We start from the raw sequence: 20,951 nt of genomic DNA, 5'->3' as shown, positions 1-20,951 counted from the left end.
CGTCAGGTTTCTTCTTCTATATCCAGCAGGAGGTTTTCCAGCGCTTCGCGATACGCCCCCGGCTCTTGCCACATCCCGCGCTGCTGCGCCTCGAGCATCCGCTCGGTCATGTCGCGCAGCGCATGAGGATTATGCTCACGGACAAAATCCCGGGTCGCCGGATCGAGCAGATACGCATCCGCCAGTAACGCATATTGATGATCGTCGATCAGTTGCGTCGTGGCGTCGAACGCGAACAGATTATCCACCGTCGCTGCCAGTTCGAACGCGCCTTTGTAACCGTGACGCTTCACGCCGTCGATCCACTTAGGATTGGCCGCCCGCGAGCGGATCACCCGGTTCAGCTCTTCCTTCAAGGTGCGGATCTTCGGCAAGTCCGGCTGACTGTGATCGCCGTGGTAGCTGGCCGCTGCTTCACCGCTAAGGCTTTCAACGGCGGCGAGCATGCCACCCTGAAATTGGTAATAGTCGTTGGAATCGAGCAAGTCATGCTCGCGATTGTCCTGGTTTTGCAGCACGGCCTGAACCTGGCTCAGGCGCTGGGCGAATTGTTCGCGGGCCGCGGTGCCTTCATCGGAGCCGCCGTAAGCGTAGCCGCCCCAGTTCAGGTAAACCTCGGCCAGATCCTCGCGGCTTTGCCACAGACGACCGTCGATGGCGCCCTGCACGCCTGCGCCATAAGCACCGGGCTTGGCACCGAAAATCCGCCAACCGGCCTGACGCCTGGCCGCTTCTTCGTCCAGGCCCGATTGCATCAACGCTTCACGTTCCGCACGCACCTTGGCGGCCAACGGGTTGAGGTCGTCTGGCTCGTCGAGCGCGGCGACGGCTTGCACGGCGGCGTCGAACAGGCGGATCAGATTGGCAAACGCATCGCGGAAGAATCCGGAAACCCGCAAGGTCACGTCCACGCGCGGACGGTCGAGCAAGCTCAGCGGCAGAATTTCAAAGTCGTCGACCCGTTGGCTGCCGGTGGCCCAGACCGGACGCACACCCATCAGCGCCATGGCCTGGGCGATGTCGTCGCCGCCGGTGCGCATGGTCGCGGTGCCCCAGACGGACAGGCCGAGCTGGCGCAAGTGATCGCCGTGGTCCTGCAAATGCCGTTCGAGAATCAGGTTCGCCGACTGAAAACCGATGCGCCACGCGGTGGTGGTCGGCAGGTTGCGCACGTCCACCGAGTAGAAATTACGCCCGGTCGGCAGCACGTCCAGCCGACCGCGACTCGGTGCGCCACTGGGGCCGGCCGGGACGAATCGGCCGCACAGGGCGTCGAGCAGGCCGCGCATTTCTGCCGGGCCGCAGGCGTCCAGACGTGGTGCGACCACTTCACGCAGACTGTCGAGGATGGCGCCAACCTCATCCCAACCCCTCTCCTGTGGGAACAGGTATTTGTGGCGAGGGAGCTTGCTCCCGTTGGACTGCGCAGCAGTCCCATTTTCTGGGTCCGCTTCGCGAACCAACGGGAGCAAGCTCCCTCGCCACAAAAGCTCACTCCCACAGGATTCGGGGTTGGCATTCAACGTCTGCGAGATCAGTTGAGCGGCGAACAATTCCAGGCGTTCGCGGGTATCTCCGGCGGTACGCCAGATTTCTTCGCTCATCGATTGCAAGGCATCCGGTCGCGGCCCGGTCCACGGTTCGGCCAACGCACAATCCAGCGGATCGAACCCCAACTCGAACGCCTTGGCCAACGCCCGCAACAAACTCGACTGCGCCCCACGACCATCGCCACGGGGAATGCGCAACAGCGCCAACAACGTATCGATGCGCAAGCGCCCGGTCGGCGACTCGCCAAAGATGTGCAGGCCATCGCGGATCTGCGATTCCTTCAAATCGCACAAGTAGGTGTCCAGCCGCGGCAACCAGATCGCCGCATCGGCGTCGCTGTTGAGCTTTTCGTCCAGTTGCAGTTCACGGTCGATGTGCGTGTCGCGCACCAGTTGCAGAATGTCGCGCTGCAACTCCCGGGCACGGCGCGGGTCGAGCAATTGCGCTTCGTAATACTCGTCGGCCAGCAACTCAAGGTTGCGCAACGGGCCGTAGGTTTCGGCGCGGGTCAGCGGCGGCATCAGGTGGTCGATGATCACCGCCTGGGTGCGGCGCTTGGCCTGGGCGCCCTCGCCCGGGTCGTTGACGATGAATGGATAGATGTTCGGCAGCGGCCCGAGCAGCGCGTCCGGCCAGCAGTTTTCCGACAGCCCGACACCTTTGCCCGGCAGCCATTCAAGGTTGCCGTGCTTGCCAACGTGGATCACGCCGTGGGCGCCATAGGTGTTGCGCAGCCAGAAGTAGAACGCCAGGTAACCGTGGGGCGGCACCAGGTCCGGGTCGTGATACACCGCGCTCGGATCAACCTGATAACCCCGCGCCGGTTGAATACCGACAAAGGTCAGACCAAAGCGCAACCCGGCGATCATCATTCGTCCGTCACGGCACATCGGATCGCTGTCGGGCGTGCCCCAGCGCTCCAGCACGGCGTGCTGATTGGCCTCGGGCAAGGCGTTGAACATCCGCCGATAGTCGTCCAGCGCCTGGCTTTGCTGACAGGGACGCTGGTCGATCGTGTCGAGGTCGTTGCTGACGCCGCCGAGCAATTGTTGAATCAACGCAGTGCCGCTTTCCGGCAATTCGGCGGGCAACGGATAACCTTCGGTGTGCAGCGCACGCAGGATGTTCAGCGCGGCGGCCGGGGTGTCGAGGCCCACGCCATTGCCGATGCGTCCGTCGCGGGTCGGGTAGTTGGCGAGGATCAGCGCGATGCGTTTTTCGCGGTTCGGCACCCGGGCCAGATCGATCCAGCGCCGCGCCAGTTCGGCGACGAAATCCATGCGCTCCGGTTGCGCCCGATAGCACACCACGTCCGACTGACTGCGCTCGCTGCGCCACGCCAGGTCCTTGAAGCTGATCGGCCGGCTGATAATCCGCCCGTCCAGCTCCGGCAAGGCGATGTGCATTGCCAGGTCACGCGGGCCGAGGCCTTGCTCGCTGGCACGCCAGCCCGGCTCGTTGTCCTGAGCACAGATCGCCTGGATCACTGGGATGTTGCGACGAAACGGTCGCAAGTGCGGCGCTTCGGGGCTGGACTGGGCGAAGCCGGTGGTGTTGAGAATCACGCCCGCCTCGACTTCATCCAGCAGATCCTCGACCACCGTCAGGCAGCCGGGTTCTTTTAAACTGGCCAGCGCAATCGGCAAAGGGTTCAGGCCCGCGGCCTGCAAACGCTGGCAGAAAACATCGATAAAAGCGGTGTTCGCCGCCTGCAAATGCGAGCGATAAAACAGCACCGCTGCAACCGGTTGATCGGCCTGCCAGTCAGCTTGCCAATCGTGAAGGTCTGCGGGGCTTTTGTGCGGGTGGTAAATCGCCGTGCGCGGCAGGGTTTGCGGCTCGGCCCACACGTAATCGCGATCCAGCCAGCGATTGGCCAGGCAGCGGAAAAAATCCAGGGCATTGGCCATGCCGCCCTGACGCAAGAACTGCCAGAGGCGGTCGCGGTCGTTGGCAGCCACGCTGCTCAGGTCGCTGAGTTCCGGGTCCGGGCGATCATCGCCGGGCACCAGAATCAGCTGCACGCCACGCTGGGACAGCTCCACCAGACGTTCGACACCGTAACGCCAATAGGCGATGCCGCCGTGCAGCGAAATCAGTATCACCTTGGCGTGGCGCAGCACTTCGTCGACATACAGGTCGACCGACGCATGATTCTGCACCTGCATCGGGTTGGCCAGGCGCACGCTCGGGTAATCGTCCGGCAACTGTTGCGCCGCTTCGGCGAGCAGCGCCAGGCTGGAGTCACCGCTGCACAGGATCACCAGCTCGGCGGGGGTTTGTCCAAGGTCGGCAATGTTGTCATCCGACACGAAACCGCCGGGCTGGGTCCTGAGCAGGTGCATGGCTTAAGCGCTGAGCGCAGCGCGCAATTGCGCTTCGATTAGAATTCCGTCCAGTTCCTGGCCGATCAATACCAGGCGCGTGGCGCGCGCTTCATCGGCGCCCCACTGACGGTCGAAATGCTTGTCGAAACGCGTGCCCACGCCCTGGATCAGCAGGCGCATCGGTTTGTTCGGGATCGCGGCGAAACCTTTGACCCGCAGGATGCCGTGCTGAACCACCAGCTGGGTCAGCGCGTCCAGCAGCAGGCTTTCGTCGGCTTGCGGCAGTTCGATGGAGATCGAATCGAAGGCGTCGTGATCGTGATCGTCTTCACCTTCGTGGTGGTGATCGTGATGGCTGTGACGACTGTCGATGTGTTCTTCGGAACCGGCACCGAGGCCGATCAGCACGTCCAGTGGCACGCGCCCGCTGCTGGCTTCGATGACTTTTACCGCTGGCGGCAGTTCTTCGGCGACTTCCAGGCGCACACGGGCCAGGTCTTCAGGGCTGATCAAGTCGGCCTTGTTGAGGATCACCAGGTCGGCGCTGGCCAGTTGGTCGGCGAACAGCTCGTGCAGCGGCGATTCGTGATCCAGGTTCGGGTCGAGTTTGCGTTGGGCATCGACCTGGTCCGGGAACGCGGCGAAGGTGCCGGCGGCGACCGCTGGGCTATCGACCACGGTGATGACCGCGTCAACGGTGCAGGCGCTGCGGATTTCCGGCCACTGGAAGGCTTGAACCAAGGGCTTTGGCAAGGCCAGGCCGGAGGTTTCGATGAGGATGTGGTCGAGGTCACCGCGACGGGCGACGAGTTCGCGCATCACCGGGAAGAATTCTTCCTGGACGGTGCAGCACAGGCAGCCGTTGGCCAATTCGTAGACGCGACCGTTGGCTTCTTCTTCAGTGCAACCGATGGAGCACTGTTTGAGGATTTCACCGTCGATGCCCAGCTCGCCAAACTCGTTGACGATCACCGCGATGCGGCGGCCCTGGGCGTTGTCGAGCATGTGCCGCAGCAAGGTGGTTTTGCCCGAGCCGAGGAAGCCGGTAACGATGGTGACGGGGAGTTTGGCCAGTGTTTTCATCGGATGCCCTTTGGCAAGGTGGCGGGCATACGGGACGACAATCGCAGCGACGGGCGCGCGCGGAAGAGTTCGCCACCGGATCACCCCGCCCGGTTGTAGTGAGAATCTGTGTCGAGGCAGGTCTCCTGGCTGACGGTGTGCCGGGCGGTTGGCCTGGCATTCGCTGCGCCTTCCCGCGAACCCGTTGGACAGGGCTTGCAGTGGCGTGGCAGCGAACATCACCGTTCACAGTTGCGGGGGCAGCCGCGGCATCGACCGCGTTCCCTTCTTAGCTTCGGCAAATGCCGAAGAACCTCGAAAGCGCAAGGCTACGCATCGCGTCGGGGCGGGTCAATGTTCAGCTTGGTTCAGTGGTGACTGTGAGGGCCTCTTCGCGGGCAAGCCTCGCTCCTACAGGACCGCGACGCCCTTGTAGGAGCGAGGCTTGCCCGCGAAGGCGTCACCTCGGTCCGGGATCTGGCATTGAGAACCCATGCCAATTGACTCCCGCGCCCCGCCCATGCTCTCCTACACGCCTTGTTACGGGTGCCCTTCACAGGGTGAAACGGGAAACCGGTGAATCATGTGCTTTACTCAAAGCCATGTCAGTCCGGTGCTGCCCCCGCAACGGTAAGCGAGCGAAGCGTCAAATCCACTGTGCCAGCAGTTCGGCATGGGAAGGTGATGCTTGCAGGTTCAGGCGCAAGCCTTGGCCCCTCGTGAGCCCGGAGACCGGCCCGCAACACAAAGTGACCTTTACGATCACTGAATAACAAACCCGCGGTGGGTGGGCGCTGTTTGAACCTCTGCGTGCCCGACTCGCAGGGGTCTTCCATGCGCTCTATTCACCCGCTGACAGACCAGAGGGAAGCGCCATGTCGATCATCAGCAGCACTAGCCACACAACGGCCAGCACCACCACGACCCTGACTCAACGCCTGACCGCTGCCGTTTGCGCATCGATCCTTGGCGCGTGCCTTGTGTATTTCGCCGGTTTCTCGCACATCGAAGCGGTCCACAACGCCGCGCACGATACCCGTCACAGCTCCGCCTTCCCGTGCCATTGAGATCTGCTGACATGATCAAGCGTATTGCGCAAACCGCAGGTTTCACTGGGCTGCTGGCCGCCCTGTTGCTGACCCTGCTGCAGAGCTTCTGGGTCGCGCCGCTGATTCTGCAGGCCGAAACCTACGAAAAATCCGAGCCTGCCGCGGTTGAAGTTCACGAACACGCCGCGGGTGTCGCCGCTCACACTCACGATGCCGAAGCCTGGGAACCGGAAGACGGCTGGCAGCGCGTTTTGTCGACCACGGGCGGCAACCTGGTGGTAGCCGTCGGCTTCGCCCTGATGCTCGCCGGTCTCTACACCTTGCGTGCACCGACCAAAACCTCGCAGGGCTTGCTCTGGGGCCTGGCCGGTTACGCGACCTTCGTGCTGGCGCCGACCCTCGGCCTGCCGCCTGAACTGCCGGGCACTGCCGCGGCCGATCTGGCCCAACGGCAACTCTGGTGGATCGGCACGGCCGCTTCCACGGCTGTCGGCATCGCGCTGATTGTGTTCAGCCGCCACTGGCTGATGAAGATTCTGGGCGTGGCCATTCTGGCCGTTCCGCACGTGATCGGCGCGCCACAACCGGAAGTGCACTCGATGCTGGCCCCGGAAGCTCTGGAAGCGCAGTTCAAAATCGCTTCGCAGCTGACCAACGTCGCATTCTGGCTGGCCCTGGGCCTGATCAGCGCGTGGTTGTTCCGCCGCAAAAACGACGGCCAATACCACGCATGACAGATACCGGCACAGCGCCGACTTTAGTGGTCGGCCTGGGCTGCCAGCGCGGCTGCCCCGCCAGCACGCTGCGGGCGTTGCTCGATCAGGCATTACAGGCGCATAAAATCGAACTTCACCAGATCAAGGCCCTGGCCAGTATCGACTTGAAGCGTGATGAACCGGGCCTGGTCGAACTCGCCGAACAACTTGGGCTAGAAGTGACGTATTTCAGCAGTGAGCAACTGCAAGGTTACAAAGCGCAGCTCAGCCATCACTCGGACATCGCGTTCGAACGCACCGGCTGCTATGGCGTGGCGGAAAGTGCAGCCCTGGCCTTGGCCGAACATCTGGCCCAGGCACCGGCGAAACTGCTGATTTGCCGACAAAAATACGCCCAGGCCACCCTGGCATTGGCCTGCGTTGCGTAAGATCCGCGATAATCCCCGCCTTCGATCATGAGCAATCTTCATCTGAAGCCTTGCCCGCGCCCTTTTTCTGACAGACTCTTTTTTCAAAGGAACGGACGATGACCGTCTACTTCATTGGCGCAGGTCCCGGCGACCCGGAACTGATCACCGTCAAAGGCCAACGGCTGATTCGCAGTTGTCCGGTGATCATCTATGCCGGCTCTTTAGTGCCCGCCGCCGTGCTGGAAGGCCATTGTGCCGAACAGGTGGTCAACAGCGCGGAATTGCATCTGGAACAGATCATCGAACTGATCAAAACCGCCCATGCCAACGGCCAGGATGTGGCGCGGGTGCATTCGGGTGATCCGAGTCTTTACGGGGCGATTGGTGAGCAGATTCGTTATCTGCGCGAACTCGGGATTGCGTTTGAAATCATTCCCGGGGTCACGGCGACCGCCGCGTGTGCGGCGCTGCTGGGGGCTGAACTGACGTTGCCAGACGTTTCACAGAGCGTGATTCTGACTCGCTACGCCGACAAGACTGCGATGCCGGCCGGAGAAGAGCTGGGGAGTCTGGCTCAGCATGGGGCGACCATGGCGATTCATTTGGGCGTGAATCACTTAGAAAAAATCCTTGCTGAGCTGCTGCCACATTACGGCGCGGACTGCCCGATCGCGGTGATTCACCGGGCGACCTGGCCGGATCAGGATTGGGTGGTGGGGACGATTGCAGACATTGCCGAAAAGGTGGCGGCGAAGGGCTTTCGGCGCACGGCGTTGATTCTGGTGGGTCGGGTGTTGGGAAGTGATCAGTTCAGCGAGTCATCGCTGTATCGCGCAGGGCATGCGCATTTGTATCGCCCATAAAGCACCTGTGGCGAGGGAGCTTGCTCCCGCTGGACCGCGAAGCGGTCCCAACATCAGCCAACGCATTCATCACGGGAAAATGCATTAGCTGCATTGCGATTGCTTCGCAATCGAGCGGGAGCAAGCTCCCTCGCCACAGTGCCGTTTTTTCATTTCGCAGCGAACACCTTACTCAGTAGTAGGCGTTTTCTTTCTGCGTGTGATCGGTCACATCGCGAACACCCTTGAGCTCGGGAATGCGCTCGAGCAAGGTGCGCTCGATACCTTCGCGAAGGGTGACGTCTGCCTGGCCGCAGCCCTGGCAACCGCCGCCGAACTTCAACACGGCGATGCCGTCCTCGACCACATCGATCAGGCTGACCTGACCGCCGTGGCTGGCCAGCCCCGGGTTGATTTCGGTTTGCAGGTAGTAGTTGATGCGCTCGTTGACCGGGCTGTCGGCGTTGACCATCGGGACTTTGGCGTTTGGTGCCTTGATCGTCAGCTGGCCGCCCATGCGGTCGGTGGCGTAGTCGACTACCGCGTCGTCCAGGAAGGCTTCGCTGAACGAATCGATGTAAGCGGTGAAGCTTTTGAGCCCCAGCGCCGTGTCTTCAGGTTTCTCTTCGCCCGGCTTGCAGTAAGCAATGCAGGTTTCGGCGTACTGGGTGCCAGGCTGGGTGATAAAGACGCGGATGCCGATACCCGGGGTGTTCTGCTTGGAGAGCAGATCAGCCAGATAATCGTGTGCGGCGTCGGTGATGGTAATAGCGGTCATGGAAACTCCTCGCAGGCTTGGGCGCAGTTTACGCCAATCATCGCGCCGTACAAAGTCCTAGTATTTTTGTCGGGAAAGAGCCGCTGCGGACTGAAGAACCGTTTCGCCGTCAATCCGGGCTTTAAGCCACTGCTAGCTGCGTTTTTCTACAAATTCGTAACTTGCCCAGGACGCCAGACCGATAGTCGCCGCGCAAACGGCGAACATCACGTAGGGATTCACGCCATAACGCTGTGCGACAAATCCACCGGCAGACAGCACCAGCACGTGACCACCGCCCAGGCCGCGGCGGCGCGCAGGGCTTGTACAGAAATCAACATTGACCGCCCTCCCGACCTATAAATGCATACCACCGCAAATTCCTGTAGGAGCGAAGCTTGCTCGCGAAGGCGATCGACCTGCCAACAATGATGCTGAATGAACCGGCCTCTTCGCGAGCAAGCTTCGCTCCTACCAGGGGGGCGGCGGTGCCTATAGAATCCGACACCGTGCAGCGTTCAAAAGTCGATCAAAGATTCTCGTACCGGTTCATGTCCAGCACGCCCTCTTCCACTGGCTCGGTTTCGTGGAGGTAGCGACTCAGGTCATGGAAGTAAAACCAGAACTGCGGATGGCTGCGGCGAATACCCCAGCGCTCGACGATTTTCTCGAAGCGGTGCGCGTCTTTGGCGTTTTCCATTGCATCAACAAATGCCGGGACCTGGTCGGCGGGAACGCTGAACATGAAATTCGGGTAGCTGCTGAGCACGCCCGGAAAAATGGTCAACGTATCAAGCCCCGGCTGATAGCGCAGCGATTCACCGAGCAGGAAGGCCACGTTGCTGTGAGCCCGGTTGCGCAGCAGGCTGTAGACCTCGCGTTTGCCGCCAGCGGTTTCGATGCGCAGCATGGTCGCTTCCGGTAGCTGATCGATGACTCTCAAACCGGCCGCCGGGCGTGAAGTCAGGCGACTCAAGGCTTGCTCGGCGCTCTGCAAGTCCGGGTCGATGTTCGGCCGCGAGCAATAAGCACCGTCGCAACGATTGATCGGATCGGGCTTGGCGTTGAGCTCCCCATAACGGGACAGCAACTGCATCGCAAAGTCGCGCTTGGGGTCTTTCTCATCCAGTCTCAGCGCCGTCGGCGTGTCGTTGTCGATGGCTTCGTAATCCAGCCACATCTTGAATTGGCCGCCGCTCTGATACCAATCGTCGAGGTAATCGTCCCGAGAATCGGCCGGCATCAGACGCAGGAAATTCTGCTCGGCGCCGTTGCGGATCAGGTCGAAGTACAGCCGCGTCTGCGCTTGGTGAGAGACGTTACCGAACACGTCGAAGTTGACCGCCAACTGATAATAGGTGCGCTCCAGCAGCGGAAAGTCAAACAACCACATTGTTTGCGGCACGTCGCCGATCAGGCCCTTGTTTACCGAAGCGCTGTCGAAATGCCGAAAGATGCTCAGCAGCGCGTTGTCATTGCCCGCCCACAGGGTCGACCAGCTCGGCGCCGGCAGCTCGGCGTAATTATCCCGGCGCAGCGCTTCGTACTCGTTGCGCTTGTTTCGGTAGTCATGCCACAGGCTGAGGACGCTGCCGACGTCGTCGTTTTGCCCCGGCATGGCCAGCAACGGCGTGGCCTGGCCGCGATAGTTCGGGTCGGTGATGTAGAGATCGTGTTCCGGCGCCTGAAACAGCGCCCAAAAGTTATCGCGGATCACATCGGTGGCGATCTGGCCGCGGCAGACCGGGCCGCGAATGAAGGTGCGTACAAAGTATTCGGCGTTATCGAGCATGAACTGATAACGCGCCTGCGCCGGGATCGCTTCGAACGTGGTGAACGGATTGGCCCGGCGCTCCGGCCCATATCCCGGCAAGGCGTTGACCTGCCAGTTACCGCTGTAAAAGAGGCTTTTGATCCGCGCCATTTTTGCCGCGCTCAGCGGATAGGTGATGTGGGTCTTGTGCACGATCACGCCCTGTACCGGCCACAAGCGGTAATACACCTGGGTGCCTGGATCATCGTTCGGACGACGTGTATTGATCAGGTCGATAGGCTGCCCGGTCGGCGTTCGCGAGCGTACCCACTGGAAGAAATGCCCCGGCTCGCCGTCCTTGAAGTAGAGATGGGCAAGGAACCAATGCTCGAACAACCAGCGGCCGACCAGGCTTTGCCGCGCCCCCCGGGCGTTGAGCAGATTTTCCCACTGCACCACCTGCAAGGCTTCCTTCGCGCTTGGGACCAGGCCTTGCTCATCGATGGGCGCACCGGAGGCAAGCCAGCGTTGCAGCGTCTGGTATTGCTGGTCGGTCAGGCCGGTGACCGCCAGCGGCATGCCTTCTTTGGGGTGGGTACTGGCGTAGCCGTTGAACTCCGCCGGCATGGCGCACATGTTTTCCCGGTTCAGGCCCAGGACGATGTCTTCCGGCAATTTGGCGTTGGGCGTTAGTGGCGTGGTGTGGCCCAGCTCCAGCATTCGCGCCATCAACGCCGCTTGGCTGCCTTGGGCGTCAAGGACCGAATAGAAGCCCTTCTGCTGCCAGGCGCGTTTTCCGAAGGCGTCATAAAACAGCCGGGTCGGCGCGGCGGCCTGGCTGCGTTCGCCGTCGTAGACCGGGGTTTTGGTCGCGCCACGCGCCACCCCTTCGCCGCTGCCCAGATTGAGCTGACAGGCGGAGTCGTAGCAGGCATGGCAGGCCACGCACTTTTCGGTGAAGATCGGCTGGATGTCCCGGCTGTAGGAAATGGCAGGGGAAATCGCGGGTTCTTGCGCAACGGCATCCCAGCTTAAAAGCAGCATAAAAATGCTGGTGATGACGCGATACGACATGTCCCTGGTCCCGATCATGGAAAAACGCCGCGATTCTACCGGTCCGGCACCTGCACCAACATGAGCGATATTCATGAAAAACCGGCGCATGCTCTAAAACCGCACAGGTTTGCTATCATCCCGGCCCTTCGTCATGGTCTTTCCGAGTAGTCCCAATGTCCGATCGCAGTGTTCGCCTTCAAGCTCTCAAGCACGCCCTCAAAGAGCGCATCCTGATTCTCGATGGCGGTATGGGCACGATGATCCAGAGCTACAAGCTCGAAGAGCAGGATTACCGCGGCAAACGCTTCGCTGACTGGCCGAGCGACGTCAAAGGCAACAACGACCTGTTGGTGCTGACCCGCCCGGACGTGATTGGCGGTATCGAGAAAGCCTACCTGGATGCCGGCGCCGACATTCTGGAAACCAACACCTTCAACGCCACCCGGATTTCCATGGCCGATTACGGCATGGAAGAACTGGCCTACGAACTGAACGTAGAAGGTGCCCGCCTGGCGCGCAAGGTCGCCGATGCGAAAACCCACGAGAACCCGGACAAGCCGCGCTTCGTCGCCGGCGTGCTCGGTCCGACCAGCCGCACCTGCTCGCTGTCACCGGACGTGAACAACCCCGGCTACCGCAACGTGACCTTCGATGAACTGGTGGAAAACTACACCGAGGCCACCAAAGGCCTGATCGAAGGCGGCGCCGACCTGATCCTGATTGAAACCATCTTCGACACCTTGAACGCCAAAGCCGCGATCTTCGCCGTGCAAGGGGTTTACGAAGAACTGGGCGTCGAACTGCCGATCATGATTTCCGGCACCATCACCGACGCCTCCGGCCGTACCCTGTCGGGCCAGACCACCGAAGCGTTCTGGAACTCGGTGGCCCACGCCAAACCGATTTCCGTCGGCCTGAACTGCGCCCTCGGCGCCAGCGAATTGCGTCCGTACCTGGAAGAGCTGTCGAACAAGGCCGGCACCCACGTCTCGGCGCACCCGAACGCCGGCCTGCCGAACGAATTCGGCGAGTACGACGAACTGCCGTCGGAAACCGCCAAGGTCATCGAAGAATTCGCCCAGAGCGGCTTCCTCAACATCGTCGGCGGCTGCTGCGGCACCACGCCGGGCCACATCGAAGCCATCGCCAAAGCAGTGGCCGGCTACGCGCCGCGTGAAATTCCGGAGATCCCGAAGGCCTGTCGCCTCTCGGGTCTGGAACCATTCACCATCGATCGCAGCTCGTTGTTCGTCAACGTCGGCGAGCGCACCAACATCACCGGTTCCGCCAAATTCGCCCGTCTGATCCGTGAAGACAACTACACCGAAGCCCTGGAAGTCGCCCTGCAACAGGTCGAAGCCGGCGCCCAGGTGATCGACATCAACATGGACGAAGGGATGCTCGATTCGAAGAAGGCCATGGTGACCTTCCTCAATCTGATTGCCGGCGAACCGGACATCTCCCGCGTACCGATCATGATCGACTCCTCGAAGTGGGAAGTGATCGAAGCCGGCCTCAAGTGCATCCAGGGCAAGGGCATCGTCAACTCGATCAGCATGAAAGAAGGCGTCGAGCAGTTCATTCACCACGCCAAACTGTGCAAGCGCTACGGCGCCGCCGTGGTGGTTATGGCGTTCGACGAAGCCGGCCAGGCCGACACCGAAGCGCGCAAGAAAGAAATCTGCAAACGCTCCTACGACATTCTGGTCAACGAAGTCGGCTTCCCGCCGGAAGACATCATTTTCGACCCGAACATCTTCGCCGTGGCCACCGGCATCGAAGAACACAACAACTACGCGGTGGACTTCATCAATGCCTGCGCCTACATCCGCGATGAGCTGCCGTACGCACTGACCTCCGGCGGCGTTTCCAACGTGTCGTTCTCGTTCCGGGGCAACAACCCGGTGCGCGAGGCGATTCACTCGGTGTTCCTGCTGTATGCGATCCGCAACGGCCTGACCATGGGTATCGTCAACGCCGGCCAGCTGGAGATCTACGACCAGATCCCGGCCGAGCTGCGTGATGCGGTCGAAGACGTGGTACTCAACCGCACGCCGGAAGGCACCGACGCCCTCCTCGCCATTGCCGACAAGTACAAGGGCGACGGCAGCGTCAAGGAGGCCGAGACCGAAGAGTGGCGCGGCTGGCCCGTCAACAAGCGTTTGGAGCATGCACTGGTCAAGGGCATCACCACGCATATTGTTGAAGACACCGAAGAATCGCGTCAGTCCTTCACGCGTCCGATCGAAGTGATCGAGGGGCCGCTGATGTCCGGCATGAACATCGTTGGCGACTTGTTCGGTGCCGGCAAAATGTTCCTGCCGCAGGTGGTGAAATCCGCCCGCGTGATGAAGCAGGCCGTGGCGCACTTGATCCCGTTCATCGAACTGGAAAAAGGCGACAAGCCGGAAGCCAAGGGCAAGATCCTGATGGCCACGGTGAAAGGCGACGTGCACGACATCGGTAAGAACATCGTCGGCGTGGTGCTCGGCTGTAACGGCTACGACATCGTCGACCTCGGCGTGATGGTGCCTGCAGAGAAAATCCTGCAGGTGGCCAAGGAGCAGAAGTGCGACATCATCGGCCTGTCCGGCCTGATCACGCCTTCGCTGGATGAAATGGTCCACGTGGCCCGTGAGATGCAGCGTCAGGACTTCCATCTGCCGCTGATGATCGGTGGCGCGACCACCTCCAAGGCGCACACGGCGGTGAAGATCGAGCCGAAGTACAGCAACGATGCGGTGATCTACGTCACCGACGCCTCCCGCGCCGTGGGCGTGGCGACGCAGTTGCTGTCCAAGGAATTGAAACCGGCGTTCGTCGAGAAGACCCGCCTGGAATACATCGACGTTCGCGAACGCACCGCCAATCGCAGCGCCCGCACCGAACGCCTGAGCTACCCGGCCGCCATCGCCAAGAAGCCGCAGTTCGACTGGAGTGCCTACGAGCCGGTGAAACCGACCTTCACCGGTTCCAAAGTGCTGGACAACATCGACCTGAAAGTCCTGGCCGAATACATCGACTGGACGCCGTTCTTTATCTCCTGGGACCTGGCCGGCAAGTTCCCGCGCATCCTCACCGATGAAGTGGTCGGTGAAGCCGCCACCTCGCTGTACGCCGACGCGCAGGAAATGCTCGCCAAACTGATCGACGAAAAACTGATCAGCGCCCGCGCGGTGTTTGGCTTCTGGCCCGCCAACCAGGTGCGTGAGGATGACATCGAAGTCTACGGCGATGACGGCAAGGCGATTGCCAAGCTGCATCACCTGCGTCAGCAGATCATCAAGACCGACGGCAAGCCGAACTTCTCGCTGGCCGACTTCGTAGCACCGAAGGACAGCGAAATCACCGACTACGTGGGTGGCTTCATCACCACCGCCGGGATCGGCGCCGAGGAAGTGGCCAAGGCTTATCAAGACGCTGGCGACGATTACAACTCGATCATGGTCAAGGCCTTGGCCGACCGCCTGGCCGAGGCGTGTGCCGAATGGCTGCACCAGCAAGTGCGTAAAGACTACTGGGGTTATGCCAAGGACGAGACGCTCGACAACGAGGCGCTGATCAAAGAGCAATACACCGGCATCCGCCCTGCTCCCGGCTACCCGGCCTGCCCGGATCACACCGAGAAAAGCACCCTGTTTGCATTGCTTGACCCCGAAGCCCGCGAAATGCAAGCCGGCCGCAGCGGCGTGTTCCTCACCGAGCACTACGCGATGTTCCCGGCGGCAGCGGTCAGCGGCTGGTACTTCGCTCACCCGCAAGCGCAGTATTTTGCGGTGGGCAAGATCGACAAGGATCAGGTGCAGAGCTACACATCGCGCAAAGGGCAGGAATTGAGCGTGACCGAACGCTGGTTGGCACCGAACCTCGGGTACGACAACTAACCCTTAAGCCAACAAAGATCCCTTGTAGGAGCGAGGCTTGCCCGCGAAGAGGTCATAACATTCAACATCTTCGTTGACTGTTACGCCGCCTTCGCGGGCAAGCCTCGCTCCTTGTATGTTGACCCTGATTCCAACGAGAGAGGTTACGCTCAAGGACTCATACAACATCAAGTGTGTTTCTGGGGGAGGTCGATCGCTCCTAAAGGCAGGATTTACTCCTGACCTTGTCTGTAGAGAGGCCCCCCCGCCTCATTGCCCACCACGAAGAGTATCGAGAAGCCGACAAGTCGGACTTCGCATTACAAGGTTGCAGTGGCATGAAGTTCGAGGTCGGGGGAACCAGGAGCAATCTTACCGAAAGTCAGGGAAGTGAAAAGCATGAATACTCATGTCGGCATAGACATTGGTGCCCGCACATCTGCTATGGGATGGCGGCAGAACGGTAAAACATCAGGCCAGTGGGACATTCAGCACACACCCAAGGGGCGTAAGGCTGCCGTGACCAAGATGTTGGGCCTCAAACCGCTGAGCGTGGTCATGGAGGCCACCGGCATTTACTACCTGGACCTGGCGATAGAGTTGCATGCCGCCGGCTTACCGGTCTCGGTGATCAACCCCAAAAGCTTCCATAACTTTGCCAAGCTGATGCTGCAAAACAGCAAAACTGACCAGATTGATGCTCAGTTGCTGGCCGAGTATGGCGAACGTATGGCGCCTAGACTGTGGGTGCCACCTACTGCAGATCAACTGATGCTGCGTGCTATTGGTCGCCATATCAACCGGCTGATTGGCCATCGGACCCGAGCCAAGAATGAGTTGCACGCACTACAAGCGACGGAAACGAGTGTTGAGCTGCTGATCGAGGATGAAAAAGATGCGATTGCAGCGCTAGACACACGGATTGATCGTTTGAAGAAGGCCGCTCGCGAGGCCATCGCCAAATGCCCAGATCTGAGCTTGCAGTTTCGCTGCATGATGGCTGCACCCGGCGTGGGAGAGGCCTCGGCCATCGCAGCACTGGCTGAGTTGACGACACTTCCTGTGACGCTTAAATCGGCGCAGGTAAGCCGTTATGCAGGACTCGATGTAAGGTTGACCCAGTCAGGCACCAGCGTGAACCGGCCAGGCCGAATGTCCAAATGCGGCAACGCGTATTTACGTGCAGCGATGTTCATGCCGGCAATGACGGCAATTCGCTGTGATGAGAATGTGAAAGCCTTTTACGAGGCGCTGGTAGCCCGCGGCAAGAAGAAAATGCAGGCCATCGGAGCAGTGATGCGCAAATACCTGACCGGGTTATGGGCATGCATGCGTTCTGGAGAAGAATTTAATACGGCCAAGCTTTTTAGCGAAAAACATCTCGCGAAAGCTTGACCGTGAACAGAGTATCTACAGGTGTTTTTGGGGGGGGGTCGAAAATGCCCGGATCAACCGGATCAAGGGTGGGAGTGAGCCTGCTCGTGATGGCGGTGTAACAGTCAACGAAGATGTTGAATGTTATGGCCCCATCGCGAGCAGGCTCGCTCCCACATTTGGTTTGTGTATGCCGTGGATTGTCTATGCTTGCCTGACACACATACATGACGAGGGATTTATGGACGATCCAGTCGACAACAAGCCGCCGACGTTCTGGCAAATGCTGCACAGCGTCATGGCGGCGGCGTTCGGGGTGCAGAGCGGGAAGAACCGGGCGCGGGATTTCACCCACGGCAAGCCGAGTCATTTCGTGATTCTGGGGATTCTGTTTACGGCGGTGTTTGCATTGACGCTGTTCGGCATCGTGCAGCTGGTGGTGCATCTGGCCGGGGTTTAGCGCATCAGGGTTTGCAGGCTGAACGGATAGCGATAGGACGTCGGCCGGCCTTTGGCAGACAAACGACGGAAGTTCACCCCATAGTTCGGTGATGCGCCCATGGCCAGCAAGCGTTTGGCCTGGGCCTTGTCGATCAGTTGCAGTAATGGAATCAGCCGGTCGCGCCCGCCGTACTGTTCCAGATCCACGCCCCGTTCAAGGTCATGCAACTCCACCAGCGCCCAACCGCCCAACGTGAAGTGCCCGCCCAACAACACGCTCATCCGACCGTCGACCATCGCCTGCAACGCGGCGGGCGACGTGTTCACCGCGCTGAACAGCGCGTCTTTGCCGGGCACTCCGCCCGTTTCCGAATACGCCTGCATGGCACCAAAGGCCATTTCGTCATTGGCCGACCACACCAGCGAGACCTTTGGGTAACGTCGGAACAACAGCTTGGCCTGCTCGTAAGCCCGGTTCCGGGTCCAGCCGCTGTAAACCAGCTGGCGCAGACGTACTTCCGGGTGCTCGGCCAAGGCGCGCATCATGCCTTGCTCGCGCAGTTGCGCCGACGGCGTGATCTTCAGGCCGGAAAATGCCAGTAATTCGATGACCTGACCGGGCGCCACCGGTGGATGCTGGCGAATCAGCTCCTTGAGCATCAGGTAGCCACCCTCTTCATCGTTCGGCACCAGGCTACCCAATCGATCGGAACGCTCGCCCAGCAGGCTCAGCTGATTGGCCGTCAGCGCAGCGTTGACCGTAAACAGCTTGACCCCACTGCCCTGGGCCAGACGCAAAATCTGCGGGGCGACGTACTGTTCGTTGACGAACACCAGATAGTCCGGACGATCGGGACCTTGCAGCGCCAGGCGAGCTTGCGCCACGGTGAGTTCAGGCATGCGTTGGGAATAGAGAATTCGCAGATCAATGCCCAGATCCGTGGCGGCTGCCTGCATGAATTGCGAATAGCTGAGCCAGAAGGCTTCGTCCGTCTTCCCGGGATTCAGGAACAACACCGACTCCGCGCGCGCAGCAGGGCCATAAGCCGCGCCCAGCATCAGCAGGAAGGTGTAGAAAAACTTCAACATTAACGTCCGAGCCCCCGGAAATTTCGCCGCGCATTATAGCCAGCGAAGTCCCGGCAAACGGGGTTTATTCCGGTTTTCGTCCGACAATCGTCGGAACCGGGCCAGGACGGGGTCGGTTATTGATGGCTGACCCAAAATACTGCAGTGCCCACGACCAGGATGATCAGGAACAGAATCGCCCAAGCATCGACCGTGCTATCAGGCTTTGTCGCTTTGGTAGGGTTGCTCATTGCATCGCCTCTTGTCGGTTTTATCGGTGATTGCATAAAGACTCGACCACAGTAAAGACGACGATTGCCCGCACTACAAATACGGGATTACCAATAACGGTTCTCGTTAGTCGTTTTGGTTCTTTGCATATACTCAAACATCACTTTTGCGCATAACTGCAAACTGGTATCTTGCCCCGGCTCCGTAGGGAGTGCGCGGCCGTGCGCGCAGAATTGCCGAGGCAGTATCGGAGACCTCCAGGCGAAAAAACGCAACGGGATCCGACCGGCCCAAGCCTGAGAACAGGACTTATATGTACGTATACGACGAGTACGATCAGCGGATCATCGAGGACCGCGTCAAGCAGTTCCGTGATCAGACCCGACGCTATCTGGCAGGCGAGCTGAGCGAAGAAGAATTCCGCCCCCTGCGCCTGCAAAACGGGCTTTATGTCCAACGCTTCGCGCCGATGTTGCGGGTGGCGGTGCCTTACGGCCAGCTCACTTCGCGCCAGACGCGAATGATGGCCAAGATTGCCCGCGACTACGACAAGGGCTATGCCCACATCAGTACCCGGCAGAACGTGCAGTTCAACTGGCCGGCGCTGGAAGACATCCCGGACATCCTCGCCGAGCTGGCCACCGTGCAGATGCACGCGATCCAGACCAGCGGCAACTGCTTGCGCAACGTCACCACCGACCAGTTCGCCGGTGTCGCTGCCGATGAGCTGATCGACCCGCGCCCATGGTGCGAGATCGTTCGTCAGTGGACCACGTTCCACCCTGAATTCGCTTACTTGCCACGCAAGTTCAAGATCGCGATCAACGGTTCGACCTCTGACCGTGCCGCCATCGAAGTCCATGACATCGGCCTTGAGCCGGTACACAACGCCGCAGGCGAACTGGGCTTCCGTGTGCTGGTGGGCGGTGGCCTCGGCCGTACGCCGGTGGTGGGCGCGTTCATCAATGAATTCCTGCCGTGGCAAGACCTGTTGAGCTACCTCGACGCCATCCTGCGGGTCTACAACCGCTATGGCCGTCGTGACAACAAGTACAAGGCGCGGATCAAGATTCTGGTCAAGGCGCTGACACCTGAAGTCTTCGCGCAAAAAGTCGACGCGGAAATGGAACACCTTCGCGGTGGCCAGACCACGCTGACCGAAGCCGAAGTGCATCGCGTCGCCAAGCACTTCGTCGACCCGGACTACAAGGCCCTGGACAATCAGAGCGCTGCGCTGGCCGAACTCGACAAAGAACACCCGGGTTTCGCGCGCTGGCGCACCCGCAACACCCTGGCCCACAAGAAGCCGGGTTATGTGGCGGTGACCCTGTCCCTGAAGCCGACCGGTGTTGCTCCGGGCGACATCACCGACAAGCAGCTCGACGGCGTGGCCGACCTGGCCGATCGCTACAGCTTCGGTCAACTGCGCACCTCCCACGAGCAGAACATCATTCTGGCCGACGTTGAACAGACCCAACTGTTCGCGATGTGGGGCGAGTTGCGCGAACAGGGTTTCGCCACGCCGAACATCGGCTTGCTGACCGATATCATCTGCTGCCCTGGCGGTGATTTCTGCTCGCTGGCCAACGCCAAGTCGATCCCGATTGCCGAGTCGATCCAGCGTCGTTTCGACGACCTGGACTATTTGTTCGACATTGGCGAACTGGACCTGAACATCTCCGGCTGCATGAACGCCTGTGGTCACCACCACGTCGGCCACATCGGCATTCTCGGGGTGGACAAGAAAGGCGAAGAGTTCTACCAGGTTTCCCTCGGTGGCAGCGCGAGCCGCGACGCCAGCCTGGGCAAGATCCTCGGCCCGTCCTTTGCCCAGGAAGCCATGCCTGATGTGATCGAAAAGCTGATCAACGTGTACATCGAACAACGTACCGAAGACGAGCGCTTCATCGACACCTATCAGCGTATTGGCATCGACCTCTTCAAGGAGCGCGTCTATGCAGCGAATCATTAAGAACAACGAGGTCGTCGACGAAACCTGGCACTTGCTGCCAAAGGACTTCAACATCGACGACGTCAGCAACTGCGACGACCTGATCGTCCCGCTGACGCTGTGGCGTGAACACGCGCGCATGCTCAAGGCTCGCGACGGCGGCCTGGGCGTTTGGCTGGACGCTGACGAAGAAGCCGAAGAAATCGGTGAGGACGTTGCGAATTTCCAGGTCATCGCCTTGAACTTCCCGGCCTTTACCGATGGCCGCAACTACTCCAATGCCCGTTTGCTGCGTGACCGTTACGGTTTCAAAGGCGAACTACGGGCAATTGGCGATGTGCTGCGCGACCAGCTGTTCTACCTGCGTCGCTGCGGTTTCGACGCCTTTGCGTTGCGCGCCGATAAAGACCCGTACGAAGCCTTGGAAAGTCTCAAGGACTTCTCCGTGACCTATCAGGCCGCTACCGACGAACCGCTGCCGCTGTTCCGTCGCCGCTGAC

General features: G+C 60.5%; 14 protein-coding genes, 1 pseudogene and 2 riboswitches. Of the genes and pseudogenes, 9 read left to right on the top strand and 6 right to left on the bottom strand.

The features are described 5' to 3' along the window. Positions 1–2: 2 nt before the first annotated feature. Both cobN and cobW read right to left on the bottom strand, forming a co-directional pair. Positions 3–3,896 (bottom strand): cobaltochelatase subunit CobN, encoded by a 3,894-nt coding sequence (gene cobN, locus ACYZTY_RS11700; protein WP_461958606.1) that lies wholly within the window; start codon positions 3,894–3,896, stop codon positions 3–5. 3 nt (positions 3,897–3,899) lie between these two features. After that, a complete protein-coding gene (gene cobW / locus ACYZTY_RS11695; protein WP_131061542.1) occupies positions 3,900–4,961 on the bottom strand; it encodes a cobalamin biosynthesis protein CobW in 1,062 nt (353 codons plus the stop codon). A gap of 98 nt (positions 4,962–5,059) precedes the next feature. Continuing rightward, positions 5,060–5,273, bottom strand: a riboswitch (cobalamin riboswitch). A 194-nt stretch (positions 5,274–5,467) separates the two neighbouring features. Beyond that, a riboswitch (cobalamin riboswitch) is annotated at positions 5,468–5,695 on the top strand. Positions 5,696–5,815: 120 nt separating this feature from the next. Between cobW and ACYZTY_RS11690 the strand changes: the two genes are divergently transcribed. The 4 genes from ACYZTY_RS11690 (at position 5,816) to cobM (ending at position 7,978) form a co-directional block, all read left to right on the top strand. Continuing rightward, positions 5,816–6,007 carry a CbtB domain-containing protein gene (locus ACYZTY_RS11690; protein ID WP_461958605.1) on the top strand — a complete coding sequence of 64 codons (192 nt, stop codon included), beginning with the start codon at positions 5,816–5,818 and terminating at the stop codon, positions 6,005–6,007. Positions 6,008–6,018: 11 nt separating this feature from the next. Further along, positions 6,019–6,723, top strand: a complete 705-nt coding sequence (locus ACYZTY_RS11685; protein WP_461958604.1) for a CbtA family protein — start codon at positions 6,019–6,021, stop codon at positions 6,721–6,723. Further along, positions 6,720–7,133 carry a cobalamin biosynthesis protein gene (locus ACYZTY_RS11680; protein WP_461958603.1) on the top strand — a complete coding sequence of 138 codons (414 nt, stop codon included), beginning with the start codon at positions 6,720–6,722 and terminating at the stop codon, positions 7,131–7,133. Before ACYZTY_RS11685 ends, ACYZTY_RS11680 begins: the two co-directional genes overlap by 4 nt. Before the next feature lie 98 nt (positions 7,134–7,231). Beyond that, complete coding sequence (cobM, locus tag ACYZTY_RS11675; RefSeq protein WP_461958602.1) at positions 7,232–7,978, top strand: precorrin-4 C(11)-methyltransferase; 747 nt, start codon at positions 7,232–7,234, stop codon at positions 7,976–7,978. Positions 7,979–8,150: 172 nt separating this feature from the next. Here the strand turns inward: cobM and nfuA are convergent, their stop codons facing one another. The 3 genes and pseudogenes from nfuA to ACYZTY_RS11660 form a co-directional block, all read right to left on the bottom strand. After that, a complete protein-coding gene (gene nfuA, locus ACYZTY_RS11670) occupies positions 8,151–8,735 on the bottom strand; it encodes a Fe-S biogenesis protein NfuA (protein WP_007898222.1) in 585 nt (194 codons plus the stop codon). 57 nt (positions 8,736–8,792) lie between these two features. After that, positions 8,793–9,005: pseudogene (locus ACYZTY_RS11665) on the bottom strand (acyltransferase family protein); the annotation flags it as partial. A gap of 238 nt (positions 9,006–9,243) precedes the next feature. Next, positions 9,244–11,541, bottom strand: a complete 2,298-nt coding sequence (locus ACYZTY_RS11660) for a fatty acid cis/trans isomerase (RefSeq protein WP_461958601.1) — start codon at positions 11,539–11,541, stop codon at positions 9,244–9,246. Between the two features lie 155 nt (positions 11,542–11,696). On the opposite strand from ACYZTY_RS11660, the gene metH reads away from it, so the two are divergent. The 3 genes from metH to ACYZTY_RS11645 all read left to right on the top strand — a co-directional run bounded on the left by metH (position 11,697) and on the right by ACYZTY_RS11645 (position 17,220). Beyond that, positions 11,697–15,407 carry a methionine synthase gene (metH, locus tag ACYZTY_RS11655; protein ID WP_461958600.1) on the top strand — a complete coding sequence of 1,237 codons (3,711 nt, stop codon included), beginning with the start codon at positions 11,697–11,699 and terminating at the stop codon, positions 15,405–15,407. A gap of 378 nt (positions 15,408–15,785) precedes the next feature. Continuing rightward, complete coding sequence (locus tag ACYZTY_RS11650; RefSeq protein WP_461954766.1) at positions 15,786–16,781, top strand: IS110 family RNA-guided transposase; 996 nt, start codon at positions 15,786–15,788, stop codon at positions 16,779–16,781. 220 nt (positions 16,782–17,001) lie between these two features. Next, positions 17,002–17,220: a DUF2970 domain-containing protein gene (locus tag ACYZTY_RS11645; RefSeq protein ID WP_438659021.1), complete on the top strand. Its 219-nt coding sequence runs from the start codon at positions 17,002–17,004 to the stop codon at positions 17,218–17,220. Here ACYZTY_RS11645 and ACYZTY_RS11640 read toward each other — a convergent pair. Next, positions 17,217–18,290: an ABC transporter substrate-binding protein gene (locus tag ACYZTY_RS11640; RefSeq protein WP_461958599.1), complete on the bottom strand. Its 1,074-nt coding sequence runs from the start codon at positions 18,288–18,290 to the stop codon at positions 17,217–17,219. The two genes, ACYZTY_RS11645 and ACYZTY_RS11640, sit on opposite strands and share 4 nt — an antisense overlap. Positions 18,291–18,813: 523 nt before the next feature. Here ACYZTY_RS11640 and ACYZTY_RS11635 point away from each other — a divergent pair. Both ACYZTY_RS11635 and ACYZTY_RS11630 read left to right on the top strand, forming a co-directional pair. After that, entirely contained in the window at positions 18,814–20,472 is a 1,659-nt protein-coding gene (locus ACYZTY_RS11635; protein ID WP_131061531.1) for a nitrite/sulfite reductase, read from the top strand. Then, a complete protein-coding gene (locus ACYZTY_RS11630) occupies positions 20,456–20,950 on the top strand; it encodes a DUF934 domain-containing protein (protein WP_461958598.1) in 495 nt (164 codons plus the stop codon). Before ACYZTY_RS11635 ends, ACYZTY_RS11630 begins: the two co-directional genes overlap by 17 nt. The last annotated feature ends 1 nt before the right edge of the window (position 20,951 follow it).

The sequence above is a fragment of the Pseudomonas sp. LB1P83 genome (genome assembly GCF_054897885.1).
The sequence above is the reverse complement of the archived record's forward strand: the minus strand, read 5'-3'. Positions and strand labels throughout refer to the sequence as shown.